Source organism: uncultured Methanobrevibacter sp., assembly GCF_902769175.1.
Lineage (GTDB): Archaea > Methanobacteriota > Methanobacteria > Methanobacteriales > Methanobacteriaceae > Methanobrevibacter.
The window spans coordinates 24,687-41,157 of sequence record NZ_CACXNW010000041.1 but is presented as its reverse complement, the minus strand read 5'-3'; the positions used below and the strand labels follow the sequence as shown (position 1 = coordinate 41,157).

General features: G+C 31.0%; 13 protein-coding genes, 1 tRNA gene and 5 pseudogenes. 18 read left to right on the top strand and 1 reads right to left on the bottom strand.

The window, feature by feature from the left end:
• The 14 genes and pseudogenes from QZV12_RS12460 to QZV12_RS12395 all read left to right on the top strand — a co-directional run.
• A pseudogene (locus QZV12_RS12460) lies at positions 1–256 on the top strand (uL13 family ribosomal protein); the annotation flags it as partial.
• A gap of 85 nt (positions 257–341) precedes the next feature.
• Entirely contained in the window at positions 342–740 is a 399-nt protein-coding gene (locus QZV12_RS12455) for a 30S ribosomal protein S9 (protein ID WP_295622345.1), read from the top strand.
• 486 nt (positions 741–1,226) lie between these two features.
• Positions 1,227–1,363 (top strand): annotated as a pseudogene (locus QZV12_RS12450) (DNA-directed RNA polymerase subunit N).
• A 150-nt stretch (positions 1,364–1,513) separates the two neighbouring features.
• Positions 1,514–1,732: a DNA-directed RNA polymerase subunit K gene (locus QZV12_RS12445; RefSeq protein WP_295622344.1), complete on the top strand. Its 219-nt coding sequence runs from the start codon at positions 1,514–1,516 to the stop codon at positions 1,730–1,732.
• Positions 1,733–2,328: 596 nt separating this feature from the next.
• Positions 2,329–3,577: pseudogene (eno, locus tag QZV12_RS12440) on the top strand (phosphopyruvate hydratase).
• Between the two features lie 321 nt (positions 3,578–3,898).
• A complete protein-coding gene (locus QZV12_RS13765; RefSeq protein ID WP_366925566.1) occupies positions 3,899–4,012 on the top strand; it encodes a 4Fe-4S binding protein in 114 nt (37 codons plus the stop codon).
• Positions 4,013–4,204: 192 nt separating this feature from the next.
• Positions 4,205–4,770: pseudogene (gene rpsB, locus QZV12_RS12435) on the top strand (30S ribosomal protein S2).
• A gap of 333 nt (positions 4,771–5,103) precedes the next feature.
• A pseudogene (gene amrB, locus QZV12_RS12430) lies at positions 5,104–5,960 on the top strand (AmmeMemoRadiSam system protein B).
• A gap of 161 nt (positions 5,961–6,121) precedes the next feature.
• Positions 6,122–6,658, top strand: coding sequence for an HXXEE domain-containing protein (locus tag QZV12_RS12420; protein WP_295622341.1), 537 nt, complete (start codon positions 6,122–6,124; stop codon positions 6,656–6,658).
• 328 nt (positions 6,659–6,986) lie between these two features.
• Positions 6,987–7,376, top strand: coding sequence for a VOC family protein (locus QZV12_RS12415; RefSeq protein ID WP_295622340.1), 390 nt, complete (start codon positions 6,987–6,989; stop codon positions 7,374–7,376).
• A 675-nt stretch (positions 7,377–8,051) separates the two neighbouring features.
• Positions 8,052–8,330, top strand: a complete 279-nt coding sequence (locus QZV12_RS12410; RefSeq protein ID WP_295622339.1) for a hypothetical protein — start codon at positions 8,052–8,054, stop codon at positions 8,328–8,330.
• Positions 8,331–8,384: 54 nt separating this feature from the next.
• On the top strand, positions 8,385–10,040 hold the full coding sequence (locus QZV12_RS12405) for an Ig-like domain-containing protein (RefSeq protein WP_295622338.1): 1,656 nt from the start codon (positions 8,385–8,387) through the stop codon (positions 10,038–10,040).
• Positions 10,041–10,361 carry a hypothetical protein gene (locus tag QZV12_RS12400; protein ID WP_295622337.1) on the top strand — a complete coding sequence of 107 codons (321 nt, stop codon included), beginning with the start codon at positions 10,041–10,043 and terminating at the stop codon, positions 10,359–10,361. It abuts the gene before it with no gap.
• Positions 10,362–10,673: 312 nt separating this feature from the next.
• Positions 10,674–10,746 (top strand) — tRNA-Ala (locus QZV12_RS12395).
• A gap of 53 nt (positions 10,747–10,799) precedes the next feature.
• Here the strand turns inward: QZV12_RS12395 and QZV12_RS12390 are convergent.
• Positions 10,800–10,952 carry a hypothetical protein gene (locus QZV12_RS12390; protein ID WP_295622336.1) on the bottom strand — a complete coding sequence of 51 codons (153 nt, stop codon included), beginning with the start codon at positions 10,950–10,952 and terminating at the stop codon, positions 10,800–10,802.
• Positions 10,953–11,307: 355 nt separating this feature from the next.
• Here QZV12_RS12390 and mvk point away from each other — a divergent pair, with 355 nt between their 5' ends.
• The 4 genes from mvk (at position 11,308) to QZV12_RS12370 (ending at position 16,457) form a co-directional block, all read left to right on the top strand.
• On the top strand, positions 11,308–12,291 hold the full coding sequence (mvk, locus tag QZV12_RS12385) for a mevalonate kinase (protein WP_295622335.1): 984 nt from the start codon (positions 11,308–11,310) through the stop codon (positions 12,289–12,291).
• Positions 12,292–12,365: 74 nt separating this feature from the next.
• Entirely contained in the window at positions 12,366–13,181 is an 816-nt protein-coding gene (locus QZV12_RS12380) for an isopentenyl phosphate kinase (RefSeq protein ID WP_295622334.1), read from the top strand.
• A 576-nt stretch (positions 13,182–13,757) separates the two neighbouring features.
• On the top strand, positions 13,758–14,807 hold the full coding sequence (gene fni, locus QZV12_RS12375) for a type 2 isopentenyl-diphosphate Delta-isomerase (protein WP_295622333.1): 1,050 nt from the start codon (positions 13,758–13,760) through the stop codon (positions 14,805–14,807).
• Positions 14,808–15,110: 303 nt separating this feature from the next.
• Entirely contained in the window at positions 15,111–16,457 is a 1,347-nt protein-coding gene (locus QZV12_RS12370; RefSeq protein ID WP_295622332.1) for an RNase J family beta-CASP ribonuclease, read from the top strand.
• The last annotated feature ends 14 nt before the right edge of the window (positions 16,458–16,471 follow it).

Genomic DNA, 16,471 nt, shown 5'->3' with positions numbered 1-16,471 from the left:
CTCTAACCCTCGTGACTTAGGTCCTAAATACCCAAGAAGACCAGAAGATATATTCAGAAGAACCGTAAGAGGTATGTTACCTATGAAAAAAGCAAAAGGAAAAACTGCTTTTAAAGGATTCAAAGCATTTGTAGGTGTACCTGAAGAGTATGCAGATGCTGAACTCATAACCATGCCTGAAGCTGAATATAACGACATTAAAAAAGGAATGGAATTAGGAGAAATCTCTAAACTTTTAGGAGCTAAATTCGAATAGATATCATTCGATTTGCTTTTAATCTTTAGAAATATTCTAATTAAGGATTATTATACGAATTATATTAAATAAGGGAGTAATTGTTATGAAAGTTGTTCATACTAGCGGTAAGCGTAAAACAGCTATTGCAAGAGGTACTGTAAGAGAAGGTACCGGTAAAGTAAGAATTAATAAAGTTCCTTTAGAACTTTATTCTCCAGAGCTTGCACGTTTAAAATTAACCGAACCATTAGAATTAGCTGGAGACGTTGTAAACAATGTAGACATCTCTATCAATGTTAATGGTGGAGGAGTTATGGGCCAAGCTGAAGCTGCACGTATGGTAATTGCAAAAGGTTTAGTTCAATGGACTCAAGACATGGACTTAAAAGAGATTTACACTCAATACGACAGAACCATGTTAGTAGGAGACCCAAGACGTTCCGAACCTAAAAAATACGGTGGTCCTGGAGCTAGAGCTCGTAAACAAAAAAGTTACAGGTAATTTCATTTATATTCAAAGTTTTACATTTCCAATGGATTCATGATTGGTATTGGATCTCTCATAAGTTTTGGTACTTGATTGGCATAGAATCTCTTATTGGTTTTGGTACTTGATGGCATTGAATCTCTTATGGTTTTTGGTTGATTAGTATTGAAATCTATCGGTTGGTTTTGGTATTAGTTAACATAGGATCTCTTATGGTTTTTGGTTGATTAGTACTGGAAACTTCTTGGTTGATTTTGCTTGATTAGTACTGGAAATCCATTGATTGGTTTTGATATTGGTTGGGAATCATTGGATTATGTAAAATTTATCAAATTCTCTGTAAGTATTTTCCTATCTTTATTTTTTTTAATTTAAGATTGGAGAAAGTTGTAAAATTTAATTAATTCATTTCATGATTTGATTTTCATAATCTGTAATTATAACTGATTATGAAAAGATCATTATGAAATATTGTTTATATAAAAAGGAAATGATGATTATATGATACCTATACGATGTATAAGTTGTGGAAAACCCGTTTCTATGGTGAAGAGTCAAAAGATATTTTGGATGATATGGGTATTACAAGATATTGTTGTAGAAGAATGTTAATTTCTCATGTTGAAACTTGGGAATAATCTTATCCTTTTTCATTTTATATTTTTTTATTTTTGGGATTATGATTAAACACGATTTGATTGAAAGTGGTTATTTTCAAAGACATGAGGATTCATTAGCTATTAATAGTTTATACTATTGATTATTTTTTAATAATTAGGAGTTAAATAATGGCTGCAAATAAAAACAATACAAAAAAATTAACAAGATTCGAAAAAGCTAGAGTTTTAGGTGCAAGAGCTATTCAGCTTTCAATGGGTGCTAAACCAATGGACCATAAGGAAGTTGAAAAATTCATTAAAAGCTCAAAGTCTCTTGATCCTATTGATATAGCTACAAAAGAACTTGAATTAGGTATTTTACCTTTAAACGTTAGACACAAAGAATAAATTTTTTATTCTTTTCTCTATTCTTTTTTAAAAAAAGAATAAGTTGGCTAAACTTAAAATAGCAAAATCTTATTAAGATATTTTATTAAATATTCTTGATAATTAAGTATTTAAATAATAAAAAACTTAATATTATTATAAATAAATTATTAAAAGTATTTTATTTAGATTTTAAATCATATAATTTATTTGAATTTATTTATTTCTTTAAATTAAGAATATCATATGCAATCTATAAATCAACCTTCTAGTTTTTTTATGATTAAATATAATCCATTATAGATTTTATGGTAAGACGAATTGAAGGATTCCTTGAATCTCATTGGCAAATGTTAATTATTGATTAATTAATTGATTAGTCGATATTAGGTCTGAATTAGTCTAATTGTCTGGAAAGTCAGTAGTCTAATGGTCGATATTTCTAATGTTGATGATATTGGTTAAGATTAGTCTAAATTATATATTGTGCAATTCATAAGTCTTATTTATAGGAAAACTAGCTATTGCATATCTTAATAATATCTGCATAAACTAGAATAATTGGGATTGAAATTTAATTTTGGTTTGAATTGTTCTTAAAGCTTTGAGGTGTTATTTTGGATAGCGTAATCGAAGATGTTCGTGTTAGAAAAATTTTAGACAGCAGAGGAAATCCTACTGTTGAAGTAGATATAATTACTTGGAACGGATTTGGAAGAGCTGTAGCTCCTAGCGGTGCAAGCACAGGTTCCAGAGAAGTGGTTTCTTTACCTGATGGAGGAATTAGTCAAGTGATTTCTGAAGTTGAGGATTTGATTTCCTCTGAACTTATTGGTATGGCTGCTGAGGACATTGAAGATATTGATGAAATTCTTAAGGAAAATTGATGGAACCGATAATTTATCTGCAATTGGAGGAAATACCACTGTAGCTGTTTCTATGGCTGCAGCAAAAGCAGCAGCAATGAGTTATAGTTTACCTCTCTATAATTTCTTAGGAGGTAATTTCGTTAAGGAAATACCTTATCCTTTAGGTAATATGATGAATGGAGGTGCACATGCAGGTTCCAATGCACCAGATATTCAGGAGTTTTTAGTTGTTCCTGTTGGAGCAAATGATATAACAGAAGCGGTTTTTGCTAATGTTGAAGTTCATAAGAGATTAAGGGAACTCATATCTAAAAAAGACCCTAATTTTACCGGTGGAAAAGGAGATGAAGGCGGATGGATTCCAAACATTTCAAACGATCAAGCTTTAGAGATTCAGGCTCAAGCTTGTGAGGAAGTTGGTGATGAGCTTGGCTTTATAATCAAGCCTGGTTTGGATATGGCATCATCTGAATTCTGGAACGAGGAAGAAGAAAAGTATGTCTATGGTCAAGATGGTCTTAAAAGAGATACTGGAGACCAAGTTGATTATGTAAAGGACTTGATTGATACTTATCATATGTTTTATGTTGAGGACCCATTTGATGAAAGGGACTTTGATGGATTTGCAGATTTGACTGCAAAGGTAGGCAATAAATGCCGCATCTGCGGTGATGACTTATTTGTTACCAATAGCGAGCTATTGGCTAATGGAATCGAAAAGCAAGCTGCAAATGCAATCATCATCAAGCCTAACCAAATAGGTACTTTAACAGACACTTATGCGACTGTTAGATTAGCTAAGGAAAATAATATAATGCCTATTGTTTCTCATAGGTCTGGAGAAACCTGTGATGATACAATTGCTCATTTGGCAATTGCATTTGGTGCTCCTATGATAAAAACCGGTGCAATAGGTGGAGAAAGAATAGCTAAGCTAAATGAACTCATTAGGATTGAAGAGGAAATGTCCAATCCTAGAATGGCAAATCTATTCTAGTTGAACAAATCCCTATTAAAATAGTTGATTTGTTCTATTTGGATTGTTTTTCAATTTAAGTTCCAATAAATCATTATTAAAAGTAAATTTGAGCGAGTTTACTTTAATAAGTAGTTAAATTTATAAACTATTAAACTAAATCTTTTTAATAGTGCTAAAAATTTAAGATTAATTAAATAGGTAATTTGTTAATAAACTTTAATTAAATAGGACTTTTTATTTATCAAGTTTATTAATTAAATTATTAATTAATAAAAAAATTTTAGAAGAAAATGGTGTAAAAATGTCAACTGTTATTATTGATGCAAGCAAATGTGAAAAATCTTTTCCTTAGACGGAGACAAAATCGTAACTGATCATGAAGACGAATGTACTTTATGTGAAGTATGTGTCGACATGTGTCCTAACGACTGCATTACAATCAAAGATGAATAAATTTGTTGATTTCGAGACAAGAATTTCAAATAATCTCCAATAGGATTTTATTTGAATTCTTATCTTATTTTTTAATAATTTAATTAAGAATAAAATGGTTTTTAGAAATTACTAAAAATTATAAATTACTAAGAATTGTTAAAATTATATTGATTTAAATAAACTAAAAATTTTATATTATATGGTGATAAAGTGTCAGATTTATTAATCCCTTTAGAAAAGTATTTAGCTGCTGGTTTACACATTGGTACCCAACAAAAAACTAGTGACATGGAAAAATACATTTTTCGGTTCGTAAAACTGATGAAAGAATCAGAGCTGTTGCTAAATTCTTAGCAAAATACGACCCAGATGACATTTTAGTAGTAGCTACCCGTCAATACGGTCAAGCTCCTGTTAAAAAATTCGGTGAAGTAACTGGCTGTAAAACCATTCCTGGTAGATTCATCCCAGGTACATTAACCAACCCACAATACGCTAAATTCATTGAACCTAAAGTTATTGTTGTAACTGACCCAAGATCCGACTCTCAAGCAATTTTAGAATCCAAACAAAACGGTATTCCTGTAGTAGGTTTATGCGATTCTGAAAACTTACTTGCTAACGTAGATATTTGTGTTCCATCTAACAACAAAGGTAGAAAAGCTATTGCTTTAATCTACTGGTTACTTGCAAGACAAATCTTAAGAGAAAGAGGCATTCTTGGCGAAGACGAAGATTTAGACTTAGAATCTTCTGACTTTGAATTAAAATTCTAAGGCCAGTTTTCCGCTCTTTCGAGTGCAAAACCTGGATTAAAATTCTTTCCACTAGTTGGAAGGAATTTTCTTTAATTATTTTACTTTTTTTAAACTTTTTAAGTTCTATTTTTATCTATTTTATCTATTCTTATCGATTTTTCAAAATTATTTTACTTTTTTTTTTAAACTTTTTAAGTTCTATTTTTATCTATTTTTCAATTTTTATCTATTTTATCTATTCTTATCGATTTTTCAAATTATTTTCTGTTTTCACTTTTTTAAAATAAATTTTTATATTAAATGAATTAAATCTATATTTAATTAAAGATTAATTATTATGAAAAATTAAAAATGGGTGAAAATATGATTAGAGAACCTGCAGTTGCCGGAGCATTTTATGAAAGTAATGTTAAATACTTAAGAGAATCAATTGAGGATTGTTTTAAACATAGATTAGGTCCTGGAGAAGTGCCTAAACTCTCTAGAATCAATAAGGAAAAGAAGGTAAATGCAATTATGGTCCCACACGCAGGTTATGTCTATTCTGGCCCAACTGCAGCTCATGCCTACTCAAAGCTGGTTCAAGACGGATTTCCAGAAACCTTTGTAATTCTTTGCCCTAACCATACAGGATATGGAGCAGATGTTTCAGTATACAATGAAGGATCTTGGGTAGTTCCTAATGGTGTTTGTGAAGTGGACAATGAACTTGCAAATGAAATAATAAAAAACTCTAATTTTGCTAAAGCTGATTTTAATGCACACTTAAAGGAACATAGCTGTGAAGTTCAGCTTCCATTTTTAAAATACTTTGACAGCAACTTCAATATAGTTCCGATTTGCATGATGGGCCAGTCTGTTGAAGCATCAGTTGATTTGGCAAATTCCATCTATGAAGCTAGCCAAAATATAGGAAGAAAAATCACTTTGATTGATAGTACTGATTTATCTCATTTTAAGTCTCAAGAAAAGACCATTGAACATGACAACCTTGTGTTTAATGAAGTCTTCAATGTAAATACTGAAGGTGTTTATCAAGTTGTCAAAAAAGAACAAATCACTATGGATATGGTCCAACTATGGCAAGTATGGAATTTTCTAAAAAATTAGGTCAGAAAAACTTTGAGCTTTTGCAGCATTCAACAAGTGGTGACATAACTTTGGATTATGCATCTGTTGTAGGATATGGTTCTGGTGTATGGTATTAGATTTTTTCAATTGTTTTTTCATAAAAGATGAGTTAATGAAAAAAATCAATTTCTAAAAAAAAGTTTGTGGTATCTGGCGATTAAATATGAAAAATTTCAATAAATACAGTTTGCATTGCCTAACAGCATATTCTATCTTGTTATTAGTCATTGGAGTGATAATGTGGAATAGCCTTGCTGTAATTCAAAAAATAATCATAATTGCAACATGTATCGTAACATTGCATGAATGGGAAGAACAGCGTTTTCCGGGAGGATTTTTTGACGTGATGTTTGGGATATGGCAAATAGACCTTTCAAATATAGACCTTCATGACATGTATGCTAAACCGGATATTTTCATTTTTGCAATAACTTTTTTAGCATTAATTTTTCCAAATGCTCTATTTTTATCCTGTGCAGTATTGCTTCTTGGAGTATTTGAAGGTTTTATACATATAATGGGAATTAAACTTGCAAAACTGGAAAAGCCTTACACTCCTGGAATGATTACAGGGGAATTTTTTGCTGTATTTTCTATTTTATGCATTATTTTTCTTATTGAATCTGGAATAACTGTTCTTATGGACTGGATTTTCGGATTTATTTGGCTATTCGTAACATTTTTGATTATGGAGTTCTTTGTTTGGAGAACTGCAGGCATAAATCCTAAAGAGTTTCCAAGTAAGGCAAGATCTGTAATTTTTAATAAAGATTAAAGTTTTAGATTTTTAACTTTTTTTTTTTTTTTTATCTGTTATAATTCTTAATTTTTTATTATTTTTGTCGATTGAGTCACTAATTTTCTAATTTTTTATTATTTTTGTCGATTGAGTTATTAATTTTCTATTTTTCCCTGTTTTTGTCAATTGCAGTTTAGAAAACCTTATTTTTTATCAATTCTAAAAAGACAAATATCTTAAACAAACTATTAATGAATTTTAATATTTTTAATTTAAATCCAATTTTATCAAATAATATTGTACAATATAAAAAAATATGGAAAAATTATTATGTGCGTAAATTAAATTATAATAATGTGATATCATGGTAAATTGTATGATGATACATGAAATGATTAGAGTCTTTGACCTTGAACGTTCATTGAAGTTTTATGATGAAGCATTGGGGATGAAAGAGAATAGGAGAGTGGATAAGCCTGAAGGCAAATTCACATTGGTCTATTTGACTGATGGCCAATCCCCTTTTGAATTGGAGCTTACTTATAATTATGACCCTGAAGTCCCTTATGAAATAGGTACAGGATACGGACATCTTGCTGTTCTTGTAGCAGATATTGAAGCAGTTAGAGAAGAGCATATCAATGCAGGATACGAAGTATGTCCTTTAAAAAGCTTATATGAAGATGGAAGTGAAAAATACTATTTCCTAACTGATCCGGATGGATATAAAATAGAAGTTATGGAAAGGAATTAAAAAAGCAATTTTTAATTGTTTTTGTTTTTTTTTTTTTTTTTTTTTTTATTTTGTGAATTTATTTTATTTTTAATCTTTATTTATTACTTTTTTGAATAATCCATAACTTTATAATTGTTTTTTAGAAAAAATAATCTTTTTTGAACAATTCATAACTTTATAATTGTTTTTTAGAAAAAATAATCTTTTTTGAACAATTTCTTACTTTATAATTGTTTTTTAGAAAAAATTATCTTTTTTGCATTTTCTTCTTTTTTTTAATAATTTTATCATTATTTATTTTCTTTAAAAACCTTAATACTATTTTTTTATTTAAAATGCAAGCAAGTGCTTGCTTGCGGAAAATCATTTATATTCCCAATTAATAATTTAAGAATATTGATGTCAAATTTATGGGGATGTTTTAATGTTATTTTCTTAATTGCTTGTATATTTATTATTGTTATGTTTTATTTAGTTCCTTTAATTACTGTTGATTTAAACCAAGAGGATGACAATAATAAGATAACAATTAGAATTTATCACACTCATATTTCTAAGCATTAATTAATCTTCTTTCTAGTATTTTCTAATGCTTTTTTAAAATGTGGTGTTAGCAAATTCTGCTTAGATTTAAAGGCTGTTAATTTAATCAAGATTCCCAAGCAATCAATTATATACATCAAAGGTGTAATCATGAAAATTTCAAGGTTAAAGTTTGCTTGTATATTTATTATTGTTATGTTTTGTTTGGCTCCTTTAAGCGCTATTGATTTAAACCAAGATGATAACAATAATAAATATATCAATCAAAATGATAATGAAAGGGATATGGCAGTTGAAGATGCCAATATCAGTATAAGTGATGATGAAAGCGAAGCAATAGGAAATGATGAAAGCAAAAGAGTTATGGATGATGAGAGCAATAGTGCAGGAAATGATGAAGTTCTAAATCTCAATAAGAGTAAAATATAAATTAAAAACAGCACAGAAAACCTCTCTGAAGGAAGAAAACAACCTAATATAAGAATGCATATTGAAGATATTGAAGAAGGCGAAGTTCCTGTTCTTGAGGTATTTGTTGATGAAAAATTAAATTGTTTTGACCTTCCAGCATATTGTCCTGATTTTTCTAGTATTTTTAAATATTATGAATTTGACATTCATCAAGGTTATGGGGAGTGTTATCTCAATCAGGAAAAATTTTTGGAACCTGGCAATTATACTGTGACAATTGATTATCCTGGAACCAATCTTTATTATCCACAGAAAGTTTCTACAACATTTGAAGTAAATGTAATGGAAAATGATCCTAATTTAGAGATAAATGTTGATGACATCAATGTAGGGGAACAGGTAACTGCTTCTATCACTGCACATAAAAAACTAAATGGCACTGTTTATGTTAAGTTAGATGGTTACACCTCTGAGTATCCTGTCATGATGAAGGATGGTCATGCCCAATTCTCATTTAGTGATACTTTGGAAGAAGGGAATTATACCGCTTCTGTTCGCTATGATGGTGACGATAGATTCAATGCAGATGAAAATTCCACAACATTTGAAGTGAAAAAATTCACTCCAACAATGTACGCGTATGCGAAGGACATTGGAACCGGTGAAAGCCCAATCATTAACCTCCAGACATCCTTTAAAGAACCAGCCAAGGTTAAGGTCCAATTATCAAAGGATAATGAGATTATCACAATCAACGAAGTTCAAGTGACTAATACACAAACCATTCAAATGCATGAAAAAATGGATGCCGGTACTTATGATGTTAAGGTTGTATTTGAAGGAAACAAAACACATCATTCTGCTGAAGCTACTACAAGTTTTAATGTTAATCAAAAAGCTCCAGTTGATCCTAATTTAAGGGTTAAGGTGAATGATATCACTAAAGGTGAGAAAGCGGTTGCTGTTATCAGCGCTAACAATAGCTTGAATGGTAAAGTTGAACTTAAGTTGAATGGTTTTGATGCTGTTTATCCTGTACATGTTTTCTCTGGTTCAGCTACTTTTACCATTGATGAAGATTTGGCTCCTGGTGATTACCGTGCAACAGTAAGCTATGCAGGTGATGACACTTTTAAACAGGCTGAAAATTCCACCACCTTTAAGGTCAATAAAAAAGTTCAAGCTGATCCTAACTTAAGCATTAAAGTTAATGATATTTATGAAGATGAGAAGGCTGTTGCTGTTATCAGCACTAACAATACTTTAAATGGTGAGGCTAAAGTTTACTTAAACAACTCCAATGCTGTTTATCCTGTAAGCATTGTTGATGGTTCTGGTAGCGTTACCATTGATGAGGATTTGGCTGTTGGCGAGTATCTTGTCACTGTTAACTTTGCTGGTGATGATACCTTTAAAGAGGCTAATAATTCCACTACTTTCAAAGTGAATAAGAAGGAACCGAATTTAGTTGATCCTAACTTGAGCATTAAGGTGAAGAATATCACTGAAGGAGATAAAGCAATTGTTGATATCAGTGCTAATAGGACTTTCACTGGTAAAGTTCAAGTCAAATTAAATGATTCCCGTACTGTTTACAATGTAATTGTGCTTGCAGGTAAGGGTAGGATTATGATTGATAGGGATTTAGCTCATGGTGAGTATCTTGCTACTGTCAGCTTTGCAGGTGACGATAAATTTAAGGCAAGTACCGAATCTGTTGCTTTTTAAGTGTATCCTAAGGATTTGATTGACCCTAATTTGAAGATTTCATCTAAAAACATTTATCCGGGTCAAGAGGAAATCATTACAGTGACTACAAATGCATCATTTACCGGCAAGGTCATTGTAAATCTTGCCAATAAAAACTATGTTGTGAAGGTAACTAACGGTAAGGGAACCTTGAATGTTTTAGGTCTTAAGGTTGGAAAATACACTGCTAAGGCAACACTCCAGCAAACAGAATTCTTTAAGGCAAGTACCAAATCAACCAACTTTGAAGTTAAAGAAGCAAAGCATTTTAATATGCAAAAGCCAAAACCTTTAAAATAATTTAAAAAGGAGTTTAATCAAATCAACTCTTTTTTATTTTTTTTATTTTTTAACGTTATGATTTTATTATTTTAATTTAATATTCTTATTTTACAAATTAATGATTTTTATTTATTTAATTTAATATTCTTATTTTACAAATTAATGATTTTTATTATTTTAATTTAATATTCTTATTTTACAAATTAATGATTTTTATTAATTTATTATTTTCATATATTCTATTGGATGATTTATGGTTTCACATCAATGTAAAAATTTATTTATAATAAAAGTCAAATATTATTATATCATTTGGTTTAAATTTTTTTTGGGCTGGTAGCTCAGATGGTAGATCGTCGCCTTGGCATGGCGGAGGCCCCGGGTTCAAATCCCGGTCAGTCCACTTTTTTACTATTTTTTTATTTTCTATTTTTTTTATAATTTTATTTTATTCTTTTAATTTTGTTGAGGATTTTTTGCCCAATTTTCACAGCTGTCATCCTGTTTAATTAGCTTTTCATGGTATCTGCAAAAGAATTGGGTGCATAAATCCAAATCAAATTCCAAATATTTGCAGGTGTAACATTCCTTTTCTTTTATCTTTTCCATATTCATACTATGGCTTTTATAATAAACATTCTTTTCCTTTCCTTTTTTCCCAATTTTTCCATATTTTTTACATTTATCCTCATTTTTCCTTTATATTTTTTCCATTTCATCGCATAGTTTTTATACTATTTAATATAAATCTATAAATATATTATAATTTTTTAGAAAGTTTTATAAAATGTTAAAACTAAATTTAGCATTTTAAAACCATAAATTAGTACTTATAAACCAATAATTTTAGTACGTTAAACAAAAATTAGTACTTATAAATCGATAATTTTAGTATGTAAAAACAAAAATTAGTATTTTAAAACCAATCATTGGATTAATTAAAAAAAATAGGGAGAATTATTAGATGAGACATATATCAGTAGCTTCTGCACCAGGAAAAACAATCCTTTTCGGTGAGCATTCTGTAGTTTATGATGAGCCGGCAATTGCAGGGGCAGTTAATAAAAGGGCAGTTGTAAGTCTGCGCAAGTCTGAAAATAAGTACTCCACATTAAAGTCTAATGATTTAGGTTTTGAGGTTAGGATGGATACTCGCAGAGGAACTTATACATTGATAAGAGGCAAGCCAGGAATTATCCGTTATATACTCAATGCTATGGGCAAATTCCATGACCACAGTCCTATAGATATGGATCTTTCACTTAATTTGCCTATTGGCTCTGGTTTAGGTTCTTCAGCTGCTGTAACAGTAGCAACAATTGCTGCATTGCATCATTTCCATGGAGTGGAATTCAATAAGGAAACCCTTGCACATGAAGCCCATGGTGTAGAGGAAGATGTTCAAGGAATAGCAAGTCCTTTAGACACTTTAATAAGCACATACGGTGGATTGATTTACTTATCCCGTGAAAAAAAGATTGTTCGCTTTGAAAAGGCTTTAGATGCTCCATTTGTTGTAGGCTTTACAAATAAGTATGGAAACACTGCAAAAATGGTTAAGAATGTAAAGACATTAAAGGAGAATTATCCTGAATTAGTGGATCCAATCATTTCTACAATGGGAAAGATTGCAAATGAGGCAAGAGTTGCAATCATAAAGAATGATGTTGACAGAATGGCTGAATTGATGAATTTGAATCAAGGTTTGCTTGACTCTTTAGGTGTAAATACCTTTGAATTGTCTAGAATGATTTACACTGCTCGTGACAATGGAGCACTTGCTTCTAAAATCACTGGATCAGGTGGCGGTGGAAGCATAATCTCATTATGCAGAGAAGACAATGTTGATGAGGTTGCAGATGCAATTGATGTAGAGGATAGGACAATTAAAATCAAATTCTCTCAAGATGGAGTTTTAGTAAATAGAAGAGCTCCTCCTTTGCCTTAAGATTTTTTAATCAAATTTATTATTTCAATTTTTTATATTTATTTATTTACTGTTCTTATTTATAGTGTGATTTTATGATTATTTTAAAAATTGGTGGAAGCATATTAACTGAAAAGGATTCAGCAGAGCCTAAAGTGGATTATGACAATTTAAATAGAATTGCTGAAGAGATTAGACAATCATTATACGCTGAGGAAATCAGCAATGATTTGATAGATGGCCTTATCATTGTTCATGGAGCCGGTTCATTTGGACATCCTCCAGCTAAGAAGTATCAGATTGGAGAGCCATTTGAAATGAAGGATTATCTTGAAAAGAGAATAGGATTTGCTGAAGTTCAGAATGAGGTTAAGAAGCTTAATTCAATCATATGCCAATCTTTGATTGAGCATGGAATACCATGTATTGCAATTCCTCCATCATCATTCATAACCTCTCACAATAAGAGAATCTATGATTTTGACTTGAATCTATTGAAAACATACATTAGAGAGGGATTTATACCTGTTTTATTTGGAGATGTTGTAATAGATGATGAAGTTAAGATAGCTGTTATCTCTGGAGATCAAGTCCTTCAATACATTGCCAAATTCCTAAAGTCAGATAGGATAGTTCTTGGAACGGATGTTGCTGGAGTTTATACCAAAAACCCTAAGACACATGATGATGCAGTTCACATTGATGAGGTAAACTCCATTGAAGACATTAAGTTTTTGGAATCCACTACCAATGTTGATGTAACTGGTGGAATGGTAGGTAAGGTAAAAGAGCTATTGGATTTAGCTGATTATGGCATTGCATCTGAGATAATCAATGCAAATGAAGAAGGAGTAATAGCAAAGGCTTTACAAGGCAAAAAAGTAAATGGAACTAAGATCTGCAGAAAATAATTAATTATTTTTCTTAATTTTTGAAAAAATCCATAGGAAATGATATTCCATTTTTCATTTTTATTTTCCTATTTTTTATCTTTAATATTTCATTTCTCTATTAATGTTTTTCTTAAAATAACTCTATTTTTACCCAATATTTAAATATAATGAAATTTAAAAATATAAATAGTTGAAATATATGGCATTTTCCATATATTTTGAATTTAAAAATTTAAAATTAATATTTTATTATTAATGTGATGCTTTTAATATTTTTAAATTCATTCGGGACCTAATTAAACACGTAAGATATAATTGATTTAACTTTAAAAAAGGGATTGTTAAATTGATTTTTCTTTTAAAATTCTATTTAAGAATTATTGATAATATAATATTTCATAAATTATGCATTGATGGCATATCAGATATATTTATAAAGATTTACTATCTTTAAACCGTTTTTTAGACTATTTTGAAAGTTTTGAATAGTGTATGCCTTAGAATTTTTTTATCTTTTTTTAGGTTCGGATGATTGAATATTTTTTCATATTAATTTTATCTTATTATGCTTATTATAATTATAAACGTGAAAAAATGATTTCAGATAGAAAATTAGAACATTTATTAATTTGCAAAAATTATGATGTCAATTACAAGGATAAAACTACAGGCTTTGAAGATATAGAATTGATTCATAGAGCATTGCCTGAAGTTCATAAGGAAGAAATTGATATTTCAACAGAGGTTTTTGGCAAGAAATTAGAATCTCCCTTATTCATTACAGCTATTACCGGAGGACATCCTGCTGCAAAGGAAATCAATATGGAATTGGCTACAATTGCAGAAGATAAACAAATTGGTTTAGGTTTAGGTAGTCAAAGAGCCGCTATTGTCAATCCAGAATTAAGAGACACTTATGATGTTGTAAGGGAATATGCTCCATCTGCACTTGTTTTAGGTAATATTGGAGCACCTCAATCTGATTTAGCAGAAAAAGCTGTTGAAATATTAGACAGTGATATTTTAGCAATTCATTTAAATCCTTTACAGGAAGCTATTCAGCCTGAAGGAGATGTTGATGCAAGAGGATATATAGATTCAATAGCAGAAATTTGCAAAAGCGTTAAGGTTCCTGTTATGGCAAAGGAAACAGGTACAGGGATTTCTGCAGAAGATGCAAAAACTCTTGAAAAGGCAGGTGTCAGTTTCATTGATATTGAAGGAGCTGGAGGAACCAGCTGGGCAGCTGTTGAAACTTACCGTGCAGATGATAGATATATGGGAGAACTGTTCTGGGATTGGGGAATCCCAACTGCAGTAAGCACTGCAGAAGTGGTTAATTCAGTTGATCTTCCAGTGATATCTTCTGGAGGCATTCGTTCAGGGCTTGATGCTGCAAAAGCTATTGCCCTTGGTGCAGATGCTGTAGGTATGGCATTGCCAGCATTAAAGGGAGCTTATGAAGGACAAAATGCATTAGCTGAAATGGTGGAAAGATTTAATGAATCATTAAGAATAGCAATGTTTTTAGTTGGAGCTTCCAATATTGAAGAGTTAAAAAGCTCAAGCCTCGTAATCAAAGGAGAAACTAAGGATTGGCTTGAAGCAAGAGGCTTTGATACAAAAGCTTATGCTAGAAGATAAGTTCTATTTTTTAATTTAAGAAACTAATTCTTATATTTTAATTTAGGGGTCTAACTCTTATGTTTTAATTTAGAAGCTATTTCTTATATTTTAATTTAGGGGTCTAACTCTTATGTTTTAATTTAGGAGCTATTTCTTATATTTTAATTTAGGGGTCTAACTCTTATGTTTTAATTTAGAAGCTGATTTTAATTTAAGGGCTTAACTCTTATTTTTTATATTTTAGAATAGATTATGATTATTTTTTAATAATAAAAATTCACACTTATTAATTTACGGAAAATAACAAAAAGGAGGATATAAATGACTGTAGAAGTTATTGCAATAGGTGGATATGAAGAAGTAGGAAAGAATATGACTGCAGTTAAGGTAGGAGAATATGTTGTCATATTTGATATGGGTATTCACTTAGATAGGATTAGTATCCACGAGGATACAGATATAGACAGAATGCATAGTTTAGATTTAATTGAAAGGGGAATTATTCCTGATGATACCATAATGAAGGATGTAGACGGAGAGGTAAAGGGAATTGTATTTTCACACGGTCACTTGGACCACATAGGTGCAGTTGCCAAATTGGCTCACAGATATGACGCTCCAATCATCGGAACTCCATATACTACTGCATTGATTGAAAAGCAAATTAAAGGAGAACGTAAATTTAAGGTAAACAATCCAATCAGACCTCTTAATCCTGGAAGCAAGATTAAATTGTCTAAGGACGTTACCTTGGAATTTGTTCAGTCCACTCACAGTATTCCTCAAGCTGTATTCCCTGTATTGCACACCAATGAAGGAATTATCGTATATGCATTGGACTTTAAGTTTGACAATCACCAAAAGGTATCCCCACCACCTGATTACAATAGGCTTAGGGAATTAGGAAGAAAAGGAGTTTTGGCCCTCATTGTAGAAACTACAAATGCAATTAACTACACTGAAACCAGAACATATTCTGAAAAGGTTGCAAGAATTGTATTGGAAGACTTGATGAGAGAGCCTTTAAAAGCTAAGGAAGGTATGATTGTCACCACTTTCTCATCTCACATTGAAAGGATTCAAACCATTGCAGATATTGCAAAGGGCAGCGATAGGGAAATATTATTGCTTGGACGTTCTATGGAAAGGTTCTGTGGAATCGCTCAAAACTTGGGAATATTGAAATTGCCTAAGAACGCATATGTTTATGGATCTCCAAAGGCAGTAAACAAGGCTCTTATGAAAGCTGAAGATGATAGGGACAAGTATTTATTGGTCACTACAGGACACCAAGGTGAACCTGATGCATTGCTTCCAAGAATAGCAAGTGGAAGAACTCCATTCAATGTTAAAAGAGGAGATAATGTTATATTTTCAGCACCTATCATTCCAAATCCAACCAATGCTGCAAACAGACACATTCTTGAGTCTAAATTAAAATCAAATGGTGCAAGAATCTATGCAAATGCTCACGTTTCAGGACACGCAGGTCGTGAAGACCATAGGGATTTCCTAAGAATGCTCTGTCCTAAGCATATCATACCTGCTCACGGTGAATTGAACATGTTGGTAGCTTATGGGGAGCTTGCAGAAGAGGAAGGATACAGAATTGGAAACAATATCCATATTTTAAGGAATGCTCAAGCTCAAGTGTTTAATGGCCATTAATTCAAACTTTTAGA